Source organism: Curtobacterium sp. VKM Ac-2865, assembly GCF_015350905.1.
Taxonomy (GTDB): domain Bacteria; phylum Actinomycetota; class Actinomycetes; order Actinomycetales; family Microbacteriaceae; genus Curtobacterium.
The window spans coordinates 267733-283457 of the sequence record NZ_JADKRZ010000006.1 but is presented as its reverse complement, the minus strand read 5'-3'; the positions used below and the strand labels follow the sequence as shown (position 1 = coordinate 283457).

Below are 15725 nucleotides of genomic sequence, written 5' to 3'. Positions count from 1 at the left end.
GGGAGGTCATCGTGTCGAGCTTACGGTCGACCCCGAGGCACCCGCTTCGCCTCAGTCGGCGTAACGGGCAACGGCGCCGCGGATCGCCTCCGCGTGCTCGTAGATGCCGTCCAGGGACTCGATGGCGTGCTTGGTCTCGACCTTGTCGTCGTCGAAGAGTCCCAGGTACTTCTGCTTCTTGCCGTTGAACCACAGGCGAGCGATGGGCTTGCGGTTGTTGTCATCGAGCAGGACGGCGAAGTACGACTTCTGGTCACGGTGCGCGATGCGTTCGGGCTTGACCTCGCTGCAGGCGATCGCCTTGACGATCTGGTAGCCCTCGAGCTCCTCGAGCGTCGTCGCGATCTCGGTGTCGCGTGCGAGGTCGTCCTCGGCCGCGGCTTCACTCGTGATCGGCTCCGCGACGGGAGTCGTCTGGATCGGGGCGGAGTACGAGGCCCCCAACGCGGTCTTCAGGCGGTCGTTGACCTGCTCGTTGAGGTACTGCTTCGACGCCTTGGCCACGAGCGTCGAGAACTGCGTCTTCACCTCCTGCGTGAAGCGCCCCTCGTAGACGCGCGCGGTGAACAGCTTGACGAACGCCTCGTCGGGCTCGCGGAACTGCGCCGCGATCTCCCGCTTGATGGCGCCGACGTACTTGAGCTCCTCGGCGGCGCTGATGATCGAGTCGAGGTCGAAGACGTCCTTGGTCAGCTTGCGGAGCTCCGGCAGCAGCGTCTCGTCGATGTCACTCAGGTCGAGCACGAGGAACGGGCGGTCGTCCATCTTGTTCGGGGCGTCGAGGTCCGTGTAGAAGTTGTAGACCTCGCCGTTCGTGAGGACCGCGATCCGGGCGTTCGTGACCGAGAAGTACCGGAAGAGCTGCGATGCGTGCTCGATCTTGAGCGGCTCCGTCGACTTCTTGCACTCGATGAGGATCTGCACCTCACCATCGCGCATGATCGCGTAGTCCACCTTCTCGCCACGCTTCACCCCGACGTCAGCGGTGAACTCCGGGACGACTTCGAGCGGGTTGAACACGTCGTACCCGAGGATCGTCGAGATGAAGGGCATGACGAACGCGTTCTTCGTCGCCTCTTCGGTCTGGATCGCCTCGCGCTGGTTCTGCACCTTGACAGCGAGTGCTGCCAGTCGTTCTTCGAAGTCCACGGTTCTTCTCCCCTGATCACTGCGACCGTAGTTGACGGAGAGTCAGCACTGCAATGATCCGTGTCCCCAATTCGTGGGACATGAAGCGCCGTCCCTCCAGTTCTCCCGGGGCACGCTCTCGCTGGCCGGGCATCCGGACCCCAGCGTCAGCGGAAGTGCAGCAGCGAGATCGGGTCCTTGAGCGTCCCGTTCACGCGGGTCTCGACGTGCACGTGGGGTCCGGTGGACTGCCCGGTGTTGCCCGACTTCGCGATCTCGGTCGACTTCGCCACGTTCTGGCCCTTCTTGACCTCGATGACGCTGAGGTGCGCCGTCAGGACCGTGGTCAGGCCGTACTTCACGACGACGTAGTTGCCGTAGGACGGGTGGTTCGCGACGGCCTCGGTGACCGTGCCGCTGCCCGAGGCGTAGACCGCCGTGCCCGAGCCGACCGCGGCGTCCGTACCCTGGTGGTAGCGCGGTGTGTGGCCGGCCCCGCGGTCGTCGCCGTAGCGCCCCGAGATCTTGATGGAGGCGACGGGCCAGAGCAGGCCGGTGACCGCGCGCGTGGACCAGACGCGGGTGCTCTGGCCGCCGTAGAGCACGACGTTCGAGTCGAGCTGCACGAGGAGCTGCCCGGCGCCGGCCGTGCTGGTGCGCGAGGACCACAGCGCCCGCTTGTCGGTGCCGTAGACCACGAGGTTGCCGTCGGTCTGCAGCGCCGCCCACGCTCCCGGGTGGCCGCTGGTGCTCGACGACCACGCCGCCTTGCCGCTCAGGTACTGCACCAGGTTGCCGTCGGCCTGCATGGTGAACGTGCGGCCGTTGCCGTTGTCGGAGCGCAGCACGGTGCCGGGCAGGATGACGGCGCCCGCGGTGATGCGGTCCTGGTAGGAGTTGATCGCCCAGAGGACCTTCTTCGCGGTGCTCATCGACCGCATGGTGCCGTCGGGCCGGACGCCGAAGTCGAGCCCGCGCTGGCCGCCGGTGCCCCACTGCTTGAACGCCTTCCCCGCGAGCCGGAGCGTCAGGACGCCGTCGGTGCCGAAGACCGCGGTCGCGCCGGCCTTGCCAGCGGTGCCCGAGGCGTACATGACGGTGTTGCCGATCCCGTACTGCACGAGGTTGCCGTCGCCCTGCATCACCAGGCGGTACTGCCCGTTGTTGGAGGTCACCTGGTCACCGGCGACGAGCGTGGTGCCCGCCTTCATCGTGCCGACGTAGGTGGCGGCGGCGTGGGCCGGCGCGGCGAGGGCGATCCCGCCGCCGACGGCGACCGCAACCGCGGTGATGACGGCGGCGAGCCGGGTCCTGATGGAGCTGCGCAAGTGTGGTTCCCCTGGTCGGAGTGGTCCGTGGTCAGCGGTCCGCCCTGAACGTGCCGCCGAACGATGTTCGCCGGGCAGGTCGGCATGACACAACCCCAGTCGTGGGGGGTGTACGCGACGGCCGTCGTGTGCAGGAGAACAGCCTCGGTTTTACATGATCGAAACAGATTGTGTACAAGAACCGCCTGTCATCCGTGATTGTATGCAATCAACCCCGCTCCTGAGCGCGTTCTCACGAGGAACGCCACGACCTCCATCGCATCAGGAACACATGTCCTCGACCACTCCCCGACGTCGCCGCGTCCTCGTCGCCCTGCCCGCCATCGTCATCGCCGCCACGCTCGCGCTGACCGCCTGCGTGCCCGTCCAACGCTCGAAGGCCGGCGGCACGACCGCCGGCACCGTCACCACCGCACCGATCGGCGACCGGCAGGTCCGCGAGGGCGGTGACCTCGTGATGGCCCTCTCCGCGGAGCCGGACCGCCTCGACCCCACGACCTCGTCGTCGCTGTACACCCGGTACGTCATGGAGACGATGTGCCAGAAGCTCTACGACATCGACGACGAGGGGGCGATCGTCCCGATGCTCGCGACGGCGCTGCCGACGGTCTCCGACGGCGGGAAGACGGTCACGTTCCCCGTGCGCACCGGCGTCCGGTTCGCCGACGGCACCCCGTTCGACGCGGCGGCCGTCGTGACCACGCTCGACCGGAACCTCACCAAGGCCGACTCGAGCCGGAAGAGCGAGATGGGCCCGGTGTCCGACGTCACGGCGGTCGACGACCACACCGTGCGGCTGCGCTACGACACCCCGTTCGCGCCGATCACCGCAGCGCTCGCGGACCGTGCCGGCATGGTGATGTCGCCGACCGCGCTCGAGCGTGAGGGCGACGCGTTCGGGGACGCCCCGGTGTGCGTCGGCCCGTACAAGTTCGTCAAGCGCGTGCCGCAGACCTCGATCCAGGTCGAGAAGGACCCCGCCTACTACGACACCGAGTCCGCGCACTTCGACACGATCACCTACCGGATCATCACGGACGCCAGCATCCGCGCCGCGAACCTCCGGTCGGGCGACGTGCAGGTCGCGGACACGATCTCCACCCAGGACGTCGACGACCTGCGGAAGCGGGAGGACCTCACCGTCCTGCGCACCGGGTCGCTCGGGTACCAGGGCATCACGGTGAACATCGGCAACCAGGACGGCGTCGGCACCGACCCGCGGCAGATCGACACCCCGCTGGCGGAGCGCGCGGACGTCCGGCGAGCGCTGTCCATGTCGATCAACCGCGCCGAGCTCGTGCAGAGCGTGTTCCACGGCTGGGCGGACGTCGCGTGCTCCCCGGTGCCGGACACGAGCATCTTCGCGAGCGACGCCAGCAAGGCCTGCCCCGCCTACGATCCGGACGCCGCGAAGGAGATCCTGCGGAAGGCCGGCGTACAGCAGCCGTTCCCGATCGAGATGGAGGTGACGAACACCCCCGACACGGTCCGGTTCGCCCAGGCGCTGCAGGCGCAGACCCGGGCCGGCGGCTTCGCGATCACGATCACCCCGGTGGAGTACACGACGCTGCTCGACGACCAGACCCGCGGCGACTTCCAGGCGCTGCAGCTCGGCTGGTCGGGTCGTGTGGACCCGCACGGCAACATCGGCGGGTTCCTGGCGACCGGCGGCGGCAACAACTACGCCGGCTACAGCGACCCCGAGGTCGACGACCTGATCGACCGGGCCGCACAGGCCACCGACGAGCAGGAGCGCGCCGACCTGTACGGGCAGATGACCGAGCTGGTGCAGCGCGACGACCCGATCATCTACCTGTACCGGACCCGGAGCATCACCGGGGTCCGGGACGACGTCGCGGGCGTCTCGACGTACGCGGACGGCGTGGTCCGGCTCAGCCAGGCCGCGTTCGTGGAAGGGACCGACAAGTGATCCGCTACGTGACCACCCGCCTCTGGCAGGCGGTGCTCACCCTCGTGCTCGCGTCGATCGTGGTGTTCGTCGGCGTCCGGCAGCTGCCGGGCGACCCGGCACTCGCCCTCGCCGGGGAGGAGGCGAGCCCCGCCCGCCTCGCAGCGGTCCGGGCGTCCCTCGGCCTCGACGACTCGATCGTCGTGCAGTACTGGCGGTTCGTCGTCAACGCGCTGCAGGGCGACCTCGGCCGCTCGACCCGCACCGGCACCCCCGTCACCGAGCTCCTCGGGGCGACGCTCCCGGTCACGCTGTGGCTCGCGCTCTACGCGATCGTCGTCGCGGTCGTGGTCGGTGTCGCCCTCGGCACCCTGGCCGAGCGGTACCGCGGCCGCTGGCCCGAGTGGATGGCGAACGCCGCGGCACTCGTCGGCCTGTCGGTGCCGAACTTCTGGCTCGGCATCCTGGCGATCGTCTGGCTCGCGGCCGGGCTCGGGTGGTTCCCCGCCTCGGGCTACGTCGCGATGACGACGAACCCACTCAGTGCGCTGTACCACCTGACGCTCCCGGCGCTCATCCTCGGCACGTCCCTGGCGGCCGTGATCATGCGGCAGACCCGGGCGTCGATGATCGAGACGATGAAGACCGACTTCGTCCGGACCGCCCGGGCGAAGGGCCTCTCCCGTGGCCGGGTGCTGTTCCGGTACGGCCTGCGGAACTCGATGATCGTGGTCGTCACGATCGTCGGCCTGCAGCTCGGCGGGCTCATCTCGGGCGCCGTCGTCACCGAGCGCATCTTCGCCCTGCCCGGGTTCGGCAAGCTCACGCTCGACTCGGTGTTCACCCGCGACTACCCGGTGATCCAGGCCGTCGTCCTCGTCATCACGCTGGGCTACGTGCTCATCAACTTCGCCGTCGACGTCCTCTACTCCGTCATCAACCCGAAGATCCGCGTGGGAGGGACCGCATGACCACGCTCACCCCGACCGAGGCCGCCGCGTTCGACCTCGGCTCCAGCCGTGGCCGTGTCTGGCGGCAGGTCCGCGCGAACCGCCTGGGCCTGACCGGGGGCGTCATGCTCGCGGTCGTCGTCCTCGCCGCGGTCACCGCACCGCTCGTCGCCCCGCACGACCCCACCGCCACGCACTTCGACCTGCCGTTCCAGGTGCCGTTCACGGTCGGGTTCGGCCTGGGCACCGACGACCTGGGACGCGACATCCTGTCCCGCACGCTCTACGGCGTGCAGGTCTCGCTCGTCGTCGGCGCCCTGTCCGTCCTGGTGTCCGTCGTCATCGGCACGCCACTCGGCCTGCTCGCCGGGTACTGGAAGTGGCTCGACGCGGTCATCTCCCGCCTGACCGACGTGGCCCTCGCGTTCCCGTTCCTGATCATCGCCGTCGGGCTCGCCGCGATCAGCGGTCCGAGCCTGTCGAACGCCGTGATCGCGATCGGCGTCTCGCACGTGCCGGCGATGATCCGCATCGTCCGTGGCGAGACCCTCCGCATCACGAGCGCCGACTTCGTCACGAGCGCGAAGACGCTCGACGCCGGCGGCGCCCGGATCATCGCGCAGCACGTGCTGCCGAACTGCGTGTCGGCGATCATCGTGCAGGCGACGGTGATCATGCCGGTCGCCGTGATCGGCGAGGCGCTGCTGTCCTTCCTCGGCCTGGGCATCCAGCCGCCCACCCCGAGCCTCGGCATCATGCTCTCCGACGCGCAGCAGTACCTCGGCCAGGCGCCGTGGGCCGCCGTCGTCCCCGGCATCGCCATCGCCGTGATCTGCCTCGGCTTCAACCTGTTCGGGGACGCCCTGCGCGATGCCCTCGACCCCACCGCCTCCGACCGGAAGTGACACCGTGAGCACCAACCCCGCCTTCGTCGAACCGAGCGTCGAGACCACCCGCCCGGACCTCCTGGGCACGTTCGGCATGGCCGCGTCGACCCACTGGACCGCGACCGCCACCGCACAGTCCGTCCTGGAGCGCGGCGGCAACGCCTTCGACGCCGCCGTCGCCGGCGCGTTCGTCCTGCACGTCGTGGAACCGCACCTGAACGGTCCCGGCGGCGACATGACGGCGGTCTTCGCGACCGCGGACGACCCGACCCCCACCGTGCTGTCCGGTCAGGGTCCGGCACCTGCCGGCGCGACACCGGAGCACTTCCGTGCCGAGGGCCTCGACCTGGTCCCCGGCGCCGGGGCACTCGCCGCCGCCGTCCCGGGCGCCGTCGACGCCTGGCTCCTGCTGCTCCGCGACCACGGCACGTGGGAACTCGCCGACGTCCTCGCGCCGGCCGTCGGGTACGCCCGCGACGGCCACCCGGTCGCGCCGCGCGTGGCCGCGACGATCGCGACGGTGCAGAGCCTGTTCCGCGACCACTGGCCGTCCTCCGCCGACCGGTGGATGCCGGGAGGCTCGGTGCCGGTCGCCGGGGACGTCGTCCGGAACGAGACGTGGGCCGCCGTCCTCGACCGCCTCGTCGACGCCGGCTCCGGTCAGGACGGGGCAGACGCGGACGGACGCGTCCGCCGCATCGACGCCGCGCGGGTCGCCTGGGCGACCGGGTTCGTGGCCGAGGCGATCGACCGCTTCGTGCGGACCCCGCACCGCCACGCCTCGGGCACCGACCACGCCGGGGTCATCCGGGCCGACGACCTCGCCGCGTTCCGGGCCTCGTACGAACAGGCGACGACGGCCGAGTTCCGCGGCTGCACGATCGCGAAGACCGGACCGTGGGGGCAGGGGCCGGCGCTGCTCCAGACGCTGCGGCTGCTCGACCCGCTCGACGACGCCCTGCTCGACCCGTCCACCGTCGCCGGTGCTCACACGATCGTCGAGGCGCAGAAGCTCGCCATCGCCGACCGCGAGGCGTACTACGGCGACGGCGACGTCCCGATGGCCGAGCTGCTCTCCGACGCGTACTCCGACGAGCGCCGCGCCCTCATCGGCGAGCGCGCTTCGCACGAGCTCCGTCCAGGGTCGGTGTCCGTCCCCGCCGGGGCGCTCCCGCCGCTCCGCGAGACGTACACGCCGAGGGGCGAACCGGTCGCCGGCGTCGGGGAGCCGACCGTGCCGGGCGCACGTGGGACCGCGGTCGCGGCCCCGGCCGAGGACGACGCCCTGACCGAGGACCGCGGCGAGCCGATCGTGATGGAGACCGGTGAGACCCGGGGCGACACGGTCCACATCGACGTCGTCGACCGCTGGGGCAACATGATCAGCGCCACCCCGTCCGGCGGCTGGCTGCAGTCCTCGCCGACGATCCCCGAGCTCGGTTTCTGCCTCGGCACCCGCCTGCAGATGGTCTGGCTCGAGGAGGGCACCGCGTCGACGCTGCGCCCCGGCCAGCGTCCGCGGACGACCCTCACGCCGACCCTGGTGCTCCGCGACGGCGCACCCGTCATGGCGCTCGGCTCCCCGGGTGGTGACCAGCAGGACCAGTGGCAGCTGCTGTTCCTGCTCCGCACGATCGTCGGCGGGTACAGCCCGCAGCAGGCCATCGACGCCCCCGCGCTGCACACGACGTCGTTCCCGGGCTCGTTCTGGCCGCGCACGTGGACGCCCGGTGGCCTGGTGGTCGAGGACCGCCTCGGCGACGAGGTGATCGCCGGCCTCGAGGCGCTCGGCCACGTCGTCACCCGCGCCGGCGACTGGTCGCTCGGCCGCCTGTCCTGCGTGACGCGGGACCCCGCCACCGGCGTCCTCGGCGCCGCCGCCAACCCGAGAGGAGCCCAGGGACATGCCACGGGACGCTGACGCACCGATGACCGACCGGACGACGACCGACGGACGCGAGCCGAGCCTCCCGGCCGTCCCCGGTGACCCCCTGCTCTCCGTGCGCGACCTGCGGGTCGCGTTCGGCGGCACCGAGGTGCTGCACGGGGTCGACCTCGACGTCCGCCGCGGCGAGCGCGTCGCGATCGTCGGCCAGTCCGGCTCGGGCAAGTCGACGCTCATCGCAGCGGTGCTGCGGCTGCTGCCGGGCGCCGGACACGTCACGGGCGGGTCGATCCGGCTCGGGGACCTCGACGTGGCGGGTGCCGACGAGTCGGCGATGCGACGGGTGCGCGGCGGCCGGATCGGACTCGTGCCGCAGGACCCGTCGACGAACCTGAACCCCTCGATGCGGGTCGGGGCGCAGATCGCGGACACGCTGCGTGCCGGCGGGATGCGCGGGCGGTCCACGCTCCGCGAGCGCGTCGTGGCGCTGATGACCGAGGCCGGCATCCCGGAGGCGAGCCGGCGCGCGGACCAGTTCCCGCACGAGTTCTCCGGTGGCATGCGGCAGCGCATCCTCATCGCGATCGCGCTGGCCCGCCAGCCGGAGCTGCTCATCGCGGACGAGCCGACGAGCGCGCTCGACGTGACGGTGCAGCGGCAGATCCTCGACCACCTGCAGACGCTCGTCGACCAGCACGGCACGACGCTGCTGTTCGTCACGCACGACCTCGGGGTCGCAGCGGACCGGACCGACCGGGTGGTCGTGATGCTCGACGGCGAGGTCGTCGAGCAGGGCGCGCCGGGGGACATCCTGCGGAACCCGCAGCACGAGTACACCAAGCGGCTCATCGCGGCCGCACCGGCCCTGTCCGGGCTGCCGCCGGCGCCGACCGTGACCGGGGAGCCGATCCTCGTCGTGTCGGACCTGGTGAAGGAGTACCGGATCCGCGGTCGTGGCGCGGGGACGCTGCGGGCGGCGGACGGGGTGTCGTTCGCGGTCCGCCGTGGGACGACCACCGCCGTCGTCGGGGAGTCCGGGTCGGGGAAGACGACCGTGGCCCGGATCGTGCTCGGCCTGGAGGCACCGACGTCCGGCAGCGCCCTGGTCGACGGGCTGTCGATCGGCAGCGCTCGCGGGGCCGAGCGGCGGGGCGTCCGTCGTCGGGTGCAGCCCGTGTTCCAGGACCCGTACGGGTCGCTCGACCCGACGTCGACCATCGAGCGGGTCATCGACGAACCGCTGCGGGTGTTCGGCATCGGCGACCGGGCGGCGCGCACCGAACGCGTGGCCACCCTGCTGGACCAGGTCGCCCTGCCCCGCAGCGTCGCCCAGCTCCGGCCGAACGAGCTCTCCGGCGGGCAGCGGCAGCGTGTCGCGATCGCCCGGGCGCTGGCGCTCGAACCGGAGCTGCTCATCCTCGACGAGGCCGTGTCCGCGCTCGACGTGCTCGTGCAGGAGCAGATCCTCGCGCTGCTCGACGACCTGCAGGACCGACTCGGGCTGAGCTACCTGTTCATCACGCATGACCTCGGGGTGGTCCGACGGATCGCGGACGACGTCGTGGTGATGCGGCGCGGACAGGTCGTCGAACGGGGCTCGGTCGCCGCGGTGTTCGACGACCCGCAGCAGCAGTACACGAAGGACCTGCTCGACGCGATCCCGGGCCGGTCCCTCGCGGAGAGCGCGGTGTGACGAGCGTCCCGGCCGGTTGTGGGACGCTTGGCCCCGTGCTGAACGGAGCCGGGGTCCTCGACGCGATCCGCCGCGACATCGTGGCGGGCGACCTGCTGCCCGGCACCCGGGTGACCGAGGCGTTCCTGGCCGAGCGCTACGGCGTCTCCCGGGTGCCGGTGCGCGAGGCGCTGCGCGGGCTCGAGGGCGAGGGCTTCGTCGTGTCGCAGCCGAACGTGGGCTCGCGCATCGCCGCGATCCCCTTCGACGAGGCGGACGACCTGTTCGCGGTGCGGGAGTCACTCGAGGTCGCCACGGCCCGGCGTGCAGCGACCCGCGCCAGGACACTGTTCGACGGCGACGCCCTGCCCGAGGACTGGTGGCGGGTCCGCCGGGAGCTCGGCGAGGTGCTCGACGCCGGGGACGCCGCCGTGGAGCACGACGAGCTCGAGCTGCTCGTCGACCTCAACGAGCGCTTCCACCTGCTCGTCGCCGAGCTCTCCGGCAGCACGACGCTCGCCACCCTGCTGCGGCAGCTCTCGCGCAAGATCGAGTGGCTCTACGCGATGGACACGTTCTCGCGCGGGGCACGGCTCTGGCCCGAGCACCGACGGATCCTGTCCGCGATCGACGCCGGGGACGTGGACGCCGCCGCGGCCACGATGGCGTCGCACGTCCGGCAGAGCCGCGTCGGCTACGCGGCCCGGTCGTCGGACCGGGCCAGCGCGGTCGTCAGCAGCAGCGCTGCACCGTCCTGACGGGCGTCGCGCCGCTGACCCGAGCCGGGGCGCAGGGCGCGGGGCGTCAGAGCGTCGGCACGACCACCGCACGCCCAGACAGCTCTCCGGCCTCCAGCTTGCGGTACGCCTCGAGCGCGTCGTCGAGGGAGTACCGCTCGATGTCCGGCACGATCTGGCCCGCGCGGTACATCGCGACGACGTCGTGCAGGTCCTCGATCGTGCCCCAGTACGTGTTCGTGATCGTCGACTCGTAGGGCGTCGAGAAGAAGTTCCACTCGGTGGTGCCACCCGCGATGCCGACGACCGTGAACCGGCCACCGACGGCCATCGACGCCTGCGCGAGCTTGACGGTCGGGGTCGCACCGACGAAGTCGAACGCCGCGTCGACGCCCTTGCCGCCCGTGATCTCCCGGATCCGGTCCGCCTGGTCCGGACCGCCGGGGACCGTCACGGCGCCACGCTCGGCAGCGCGGGCCATCGCGTCCTCCTTCATGTCCGTCGCGATGACGGTCGCGCCGGTCAGCGCGGTGAGGATCTGGACGGCGATCTGCCCGAGGCCGCCGAGGCCGACGACCAGCGCGTGCTTCCCGCCGCCCGCCAGGTTCGGGAGCGCGTTCTTGATCGCGTGGTACGGCGTCAGGGCCGCGTCGCTGAGGGGGGCTGCGGCGACCGGGTCCGCTTCGCCGAGCGGCACGAGGTTCCGGGCCGGGACCGTCACGTACTCCGCCATGCCGCCGTCGCGACCAAGGCCGATGGCCATGTACGGGTTCGTCGCGGCGTTCTCGCAGTAGGTGTCCTGCCCCTTCGAGCAGTACCGGCAGTGCCCGCAGCCGACCGGGCCGTAGACCAGGTAGGCGTCGCCCGGGGTGAAGCCCGAGACGCCCTCGCCCACGGACTCGACCCAGCCGGAGTTCTCGTGGCCGAGCGTGAACGCGGGGGCCTGCGCGCCCGGTTGCCCCGCCTGGAACTCGCGGTACACGGCGACGTCGGAGTGACACGCGCCGGCTCCGGCGACCTTGAGCAACACCTCCCCCGGACCCGGCGTGGGCTTGGGGACGTCCTGCAGGGACGGGAAGGTCTGGTACTGCTCGAACACGACGGCGCGCATGATCCAAAGCTACACCTGTTGCTCATCTGCCTTCCCGCCCCCGTCGCACTCCTCCCGATGCTGCGTCTTCCCCGAGAACGGTTGCGAGAACGACCGTTCTCCGATTGACTCGGCTCCGGCGGGTCCGATCGGCCCCACCCCCACGACGAAAGGACTGCCATGCCCACGCGCACCGCTCGCACCGCCTGGAACGGCGGACTGAACGACGGCTCCGGCCAGGTCGAACTCTCCAGCTCCAAGGTCGGCACCTACGACGTCTCCTTCCCGAAGCGCGCCGCCGAGGACGCCGACGGCACCACCAGCCCCGAGGAGCTCATCGCCGCAGCGCACTCCGCCTGCTACGCGATGCAGTTCTCCGCGATCCTCGGCGAGGCCGGCGGCACCGTCGAGGCCCTCGACGTCAAGGCCGACGTCTCGCTCGGCCCGGACAGCGCCGGCGGCTTCAAGCTCACCGGCATCGTCCTCACCGTCAACGGCGAGATCTCCGGCGTCGACGAGGCCACCTTCCAGAAGGCAGCGCAGGACGCCAAGGCGACCTGCCCCGTCAGCAAGGCGCTGACCGGTGTCGAGATCACGCTGAACGCGACGCTCGAGCAGTAGTCCGCACCACCCCCACGGACTGGAGGCTCGGTGCCAGCTGGCACCGGGCCTCCAGTCCGTCCTGGGGTCGCCCCCGGCGGCTACGCTCGTGGCCGTGACTGGACCGCGGCAGACCTGGACGCACGTCGCACTGTGGCTCGGCCTGGTGACCACGGTCGTCGGGACCGTGGTGGCCGTCACGCATCGTCGGATCCCGACCGGGTGGTTCGCCTACGCCCCGCTGACCGACTACGCCTTCGTGGCCGGCACGACCAACTGGCCGGTCGTGATCGGGGTGACCGTCGCCGTGACGGGCGCGGTCGTCGCTGCCTTCGCGGCCGGCCGACTCAGCGTCCGTCGCCGACGCTGACGCAACCGGACTGCGCAGCCCGTCCAGCGGACGTGCGGACTCGCGTCCGTCGGCCAGGCACAATGGCGTGATGCCCGACCCGCTCCACCCTGCTCCCCGGACGGGCCGCCCTCCGCGTCCTCCGCACCGCCCCCGTGCCAGGAGCGTCGCCCAGCACGACCTCCGCGACATCCGCGCCCGGCTCCGTGGCTCGATCTACGAGCACGTCGAACCGGACCGCCAGGCCGCCGCGCAGTACACGGCCGTGCAGATCGTCGACTTCTGCCTCGACGTCGCCGAGGTGATGCTGGCCTCCGGCGCCGACACCAGGAGCGTCGAGATCGCGCTGGTCGCCGTCGCGACGAAGTGGAACCTCGCGCCGCTGGAGCTCGACTTCACCGGCAGCTCGGTGACGATCCAGTACGCACCGTCCGACGGCCCGGTGCTGGTCAAGATGCGCACCGTGCGGTCCGACGGCTCCGACCTGAACCGGCTGGCGTGGGCGAACCAGATCGTGGACGACGTCATCCACGACGAACGCGACATGACCTCGGCCGTGAGCGCGCTCGTCGCCGTGCTGCGGATGCCCTCGCGGTGGCCGACGTGGATCGCCGACGTCGGGCTGTCGATCCTCGGGACCTCGATCGCGATGCAGGCCGGCGGTGGCTGGCGTGCCGGCGTCGGGGCGTTCGTGCTGATGCTCGGCATCATCGTCTCCGGACGGTGGCTGACCGGCCGGGGCTACCCGCAGTTCTTCGTGTCCGGAGCGCAGGGCGCGGTCGCGTCGGTGATCGGCACGCTCGCCATCGGCGCCGGGGTCCTGCAGCCGACGGGCGCTGCCACGATGGTCGCGGCCCTCGTGGTGCTCCTGCTGCCGCACGTGTCGCTCGTGACCTGGGCGCAGGACGCGATCTCCGGCTTCCGGGCGATGGCCGTCGCCCGCGCGTTCTACATCGGGCTGGTCATCGCCGCGATCGTCGTGGGGGTGCCGGCGGGCATCGCGATGACGAAGTGGCTGCACCTCGAGGTGGACCCGTCGGGCATCGTCACGCAGACCCTGCCGCTCTGGGCGTCGCTGTCGCTGACCGTCGTGTCGGCAGCGGCGAACTGCTTCGTGCAGCAGGCGAGCGCGCGGGTGATCCCGGTCGCCGTCGTCTTCTCGGTGGCCGCGGCGGCGGCGCTGTGGGGGCTGCGCCAGCTCGGGCTGCCGCTGCTCGGGGCGACCTTCGTGGCGGCGGTGCTGCTCGGCGTGCTGTCGACGTACGCCGCGGTCCGGATGCGGACGGCGGTCTCCGCGATCTCCGTGCCGGCGTTCTGCGGGGCGCTGCTGCCCGGTGTCGCCGTGTCGAACGCCCTGCTGAACTTCATGTCCGGCACGTCGAGCGCCGCACTGGACTTCGTCGCGGCCGTCTCCGTCGCGCTCGGCATCGGCGCCGGACTCGTGCTCGGGTCGCTCTTCGCGACGCCCGGCGCACGACGGGCACTCCGGCGGTCGCGGCGGGTGCACGTGCAGTCGGTGCACAGCGACACCACGGCGATCCGGGTGCTGCGCGACACGGGCTACGACCCCGGGAACGGGACGGTCCCCCGGGGGTCCCGGACACCCTGACAGCGGGCGACGGGACCCGCGGAGGACCGTCCGTGGGGTGACGCTGGTCAGCCGGCGTCGGAGACGGCCTTCGACACGGCCGTCGGGCCGTCGTACTCCTGGTCCGGGAGCTGCTTGAGGGCGTCGAGGACGTCGGAGTCCGCACCCTCCTCCTCGGCCGTCGTGACGATGTCGTCCTTCGACGCCGGGTACTCGATGCCGCTCAGGAACTTCTGGACCTGGATCGGGTTCGGTGCTGCCATGGCGGTTCCTTCCGTTGGAGGTCCCGTCGTACCCGGCGCACCCTCGTCGCCCTGCCAGCAGCGCGTCCTGCGGCCAGTGGCGCTCGGGGTGTCGCGTCAGATGTCCCAGCCGTCGTCGGCCCAGGTCGACAGCCGGCGGGCGGCCTGGGGCTCGTACCGCTCCATCCACCCGCGTTCGAGCCGCGCCACGGAGCGGTCGAACGCCGGCACCAGGTCGAGGTCGGCACGCAGCAGGGCCTGCAGCTGCAGCCCCTCGTAGAGCGCGATGAGCTGTTCCGCCCCGCGGCGCGGGTCCATCGTGTGCGGCGCACGGCCGACGGCGATGTCGTGCTCGAGCCCGCGCTTGATCTGCAGGAAGAAGAGCTGGTAGCGGGAGCGCAGGTAGGTCGACATCGGGTGCGCGGGGTTGCCGGCGACCGAGAGCAGCGCGACGAGCAGGCGCATGAGCGCGGGGTCCTCGGCGTTCGACGCGACGATGGCGCGGAGGAGCTCGACGGTCGTGCCGTTCCTCCCGACGTCCTGGGTGACGTCGTCCATCCGCGTGCCGTTCCAGCGGTCGAGCGCGGCGAGCACGAGGCCGTCCCACGACGGGAAGTGCTGGCGCAGTTCGTCCACGCTGATCGCGAGCCGGTCGGCCACGTCGTCGGGACGGGCCTCGTGGAAGGGGACGTCCCGGAGCAGGTCGACGGTGGCACCCACGATCGTGATCCGCAGGTGCAGGGTCGCGGCCGCGGCGGCAGCTGCCGCGGTGTCCGCGCTGGTGTCTTCGAGCATCGTGCCCTCCGTCGATCCGGGACACCGAGCCGACGTCGTCGTGGCCCGTGTCCGATCCGCGGACGTCCTGTCCGCATGGCCGACCCAGGACGGGCGGCTGGGCAAGTCAACCGCGTTCCGGGGCCGAGCAGCATCCCCGGTCCGGGGGGCGTGCGGAAGGAGGACAGCACCGTGCACGACCCCGTCAGGGTCCTGGCGGGTCCCCGGACGGGTGTGTGAGCATGCCGACATGACCCCGATCGACCCCATCGCCCAGGGACTGGCCACCATGGCGTCCGCCGGCTTCGAGTTCGGCGGCGACTCCGACCAGGTCGCGCACGACGTCCGCACCATGTGGGAGCAGCTCGGCCGACCGCACGGTGCGTTCGAGGCCGCCGCCCACGCGATCGCCGTGCTGCCGCAGCGGCCCGAGGTGCCCGTGGCCGACCAGGCACGCCGCCGCGAGCTCGAGCGGGCGTTCGGGATCAACCCGGTCGAGATCGAGCTGGCTGCCGCGATGTCCGCCCGCGAACTGCTCGAGGCCATGGCGCGGACCTGCGGTGTCTCGGGCTGAGACCAGCACGTC

15 protein-coding genes are annotated in these 15725 nt (G+C 71.6%); 10 read left to right on the top strand and 5 right to left on the bottom strand.

From position 1 onward, the window contains the following. Positions 1 to 51: 51 nt before the first annotated feature. Together ITJ54_RS15565 and ITJ54_RS15560 are read right to left on the bottom strand one after the other, a co-directional pair. Entirely contained in the window at positions 52 to 1149 is a 1098-nt protein-coding gene (locus ITJ54_RS15565; protein WP_194629786.1) for a type I restriction endonuclease, read from the bottom strand. 146 nt (positions 1150 to 1295) lie between these two features. Further along, positions 1296 to 2456: a peptidoglycan DD-metalloendopeptidase family protein gene (locus ITJ54_RS15560; protein ID WP_194629785.1), complete on the bottom strand. Its 1161-nt coding sequence runs from the start codon at positions 2454 to 2456 to the stop codon at positions 1296 to 1298. A gap of 271 nt (positions 2457 to 2727) precedes the next feature. Here ITJ54_RS15560 and ITJ54_RS15555 point away from each other — a divergent pair, with 271 nt between their 5' ends. The 6 genes from ITJ54_RS15555 (at position 2728) to ITJ54_RS15530 (ending at position 10517) form a co-directional block, all read left to right on the top strand. Beyond that, entirely contained in the window at positions 2728 to 4386 is a 1659-nt protein-coding gene (locus ITJ54_RS15555) for an ABC transporter substrate-binding protein (RefSeq protein WP_194629784.1), read from the top strand. After that, a complete protein-coding gene (locus tag ITJ54_RS15550) occupies positions 4383 to 5336 on the top strand; it encodes an ABC transporter permease (RefSeq protein ID WP_194629783.1) in 954 nt (317 codons plus the stop codon). The genes ITJ54_RS15555 and ITJ54_RS15550 overlap by 4 nt, the downstream gene beginning before the upstream one ends. After that, entirely contained in the window at positions 5333 to 6220 is an 888-nt protein-coding gene (locus ITJ54_RS15545) for an ABC transporter permease (RefSeq protein ID WP_194629782.1), read from the top strand. The genes ITJ54_RS15550 and ITJ54_RS15545 overlap by 4 nt, the downstream gene beginning before the upstream one ends. Before the next feature lie 76 nt (positions 6221 to 6296). Then, the gene (locus tag ITJ54_RS15540) at positions 6297 to 8123 is read left to right on the top strand and encodes a gamma-glutamyltransferase family protein (RefSeq protein ID WP_194629899.1); all 1827 of its coding nucleotides are present in this window, start codon (positions 6297 to 6299) and stop codon (positions 8121 to 8123) included. Beyond that, positions 8107 to 9780: a dipeptide ABC transporter ATP-binding protein gene (locus tag ITJ54_RS15535; protein ID WP_416354914.1), complete on the top strand. Its 1674-nt coding sequence runs from the start codon at positions 8107 to 8109 to the stop codon at positions 9778 to 9780. The genes ITJ54_RS15540 and ITJ54_RS15535 overlap by 17 nt, the downstream gene beginning before the upstream one ends. A 35-nt stretch (positions 9781 to 9815) precedes the next feature. Further along, positions 9816 to 10517 (top strand): GntR family transcriptional regulator, encoded by a 702-nt coding sequence (locus ITJ54_RS15530; RefSeq protein WP_323741754.1) that lies wholly within the window; start codon positions 9816 to 9818, stop codon positions 10515 to 10517. A 46-nt stretch (positions 10518 to 10563) separates the two neighbouring features. On the opposite strand, the gene ITJ54_RS15525 is transcribed toward ITJ54_RS15530, so the two are convergent. Beyond that, entirely contained in the window at positions 10564 to 11607 is a 1044-nt protein-coding gene (locus ITJ54_RS15525; protein WP_194629781.1) for an NAD(P)-dependent alcohol dehydrogenase, read from the bottom strand. A 159-nt stretch (positions 11608 to 11766) separates the two neighbouring features. Between ITJ54_RS15525 and ITJ54_RS15520 the strand changes: the two genes are divergently transcribed. The 3 genes from ITJ54_RS15520 to ITJ54_RS15510 all read left to right on the top strand — a co-directional run bounded on the left by ITJ54_RS15520 (position 11767) and on the right by ITJ54_RS15510 (position 14144). Next, complete coding sequence (locus ITJ54_RS15520; protein WP_194629779.1) at positions 11767 to 12207, top strand: OsmC family peroxiredoxin; 441 nt, start codon at positions 11767 to 11769, stop codon at positions 12205 to 12207. Positions 12208 to 12301: 94 nt separating this feature from the next. Next, positions 12302 to 12556, top strand: a complete 255-nt coding sequence (locus ITJ54_RS15515) for a hypothetical protein (RefSeq protein ID WP_194629777.1) — start codon at positions 12302 to 12304, stop codon at positions 12554 to 12556. A gap of 70 nt (positions 12557 to 12626) precedes the next feature. After that, a complete protein-coding gene (locus ITJ54_RS15510) occupies positions 12627 to 14144 on the top strand; it encodes a threonine/serine ThrE exporter family protein (protein ID WP_194629775.1) in 1518 nt (505 codons plus the stop codon). A 47-nt stretch (positions 14145 to 14191) separates the two neighbouring features. Here the strand turns inward: ITJ54_RS15510 and ITJ54_RS15505 are convergent, their stop codons facing one another. Continuing rightward, the gene (locus tag ITJ54_RS15505) at positions 14192 to 14386 is read right to left on the bottom strand and encodes a DUF2795 domain-containing protein (protein ID WP_194629772.1); all 195 of its coding nucleotides are present in this window, start codon (positions 14384 to 14386) and stop codon (positions 14192 to 14194) included. A gap of 96 nt (positions 14387 to 14482) precedes the next feature. Beyond that, positions 14483 to 15160, bottom strand: a complete 678-nt coding sequence (locus tag ITJ54_RS15500; protein WP_194629770.1) for a TetR/AcrR family transcriptional regulator — start codon at positions 15158 to 15160, stop codon at positions 14483 to 14485. Between the two features lie 229 nt (positions 15161 to 15389). On the opposite strand from ITJ54_RS15500, the gene ITJ54_RS15495 reads away from it, so the two are divergent. Continuing rightward, positions 15390 to 15713, top strand: coding sequence for a hypothetical protein (locus ITJ54_RS15495; RefSeq protein WP_194629768.1), 324 nt, complete (start codon positions 15390 to 15392; stop codon positions 15711 to 15713). The last annotated feature ends 12 nt before the right edge of the window (positions 15714 to 15725 follow it).

What these genes read in the sequence shown, in the direction of transcription:
- ITJ54_RS15495 (WP_194629768.1), top strand. Translation starts at nt 15,390, where the DNA reads ATGACCCCGATCGACCCCATCGCCCAGGGACTGGCCACCATGGCGTCC.
- ITJ54_RS15545 (WP_194629782.1), top strand. Translation starts at nt 5,333, where the DNA reads ATGACCACGCTCACCCCGACCGAGGCCGCCGCGTTCGACCTCGGCTCC.
- ITJ54_RS15505 (WP_194629772.1), bottom strand. Translation starts at nt 14,386, where the DNA reads ATGGCAGCACCGAACCCGATCCAGGTCCAGAAGTTCCTGAGCGGCATC.
- ITJ54_RS15510 (WP_194629775.1), top strand. Translation starts at nt 12,627, where the DNA reads ATGCCCGACCCGCTCCACCCTGCTCCCCGGACGGGCCGCCCTCCGCGT.
- ITJ54_RS15525 (WP_194629781.1), bottom strand. Translation starts at nt 11,607, where the DNA reads ATGCGCGCCGTCGTGTTCGAGCAGTACCAGACCTTCCCGTCCCTGCAG.
- ITJ54_RS15540 (WP_194629899.1), top strand. Translation starts at nt 6,297, where the DNA reads ATGGCCGCGTCGACCCACTGGACCGCGACCGCCACCGCACAGTCCGTC.
- ITJ54_RS15535 (WP_416354914.1), top strand. Translation starts at nt 8,107, where the DNA reads ATGCCACGGGACGCTGACGCACCGATGACCGACCGGACGACGACCGAC.
- ITJ54_RS15555 (WP_194629784.1), top strand. Translation starts at nt 2,728, where the DNA reads ATGTCCTCGACCACTCCCCGACGTCGCCGCGTCCTCGTCGCCCTGCCC.
- ITJ54_RS15500 (WP_194629770.1), bottom strand. Translation starts at nt 15,160, where the DNA reads ATGCTCGAAGACACCAGCGCGGACACCGCGGCAGCTGCCGCCGCGGCC.
- ITJ54_RS15520 (WP_194629779.1), top strand. Translation starts at nt 11,767, where the DNA reads ATGCCCACGCGCACCGCTCGCACCGCCTGGAACGGCGGACTGAACGAC.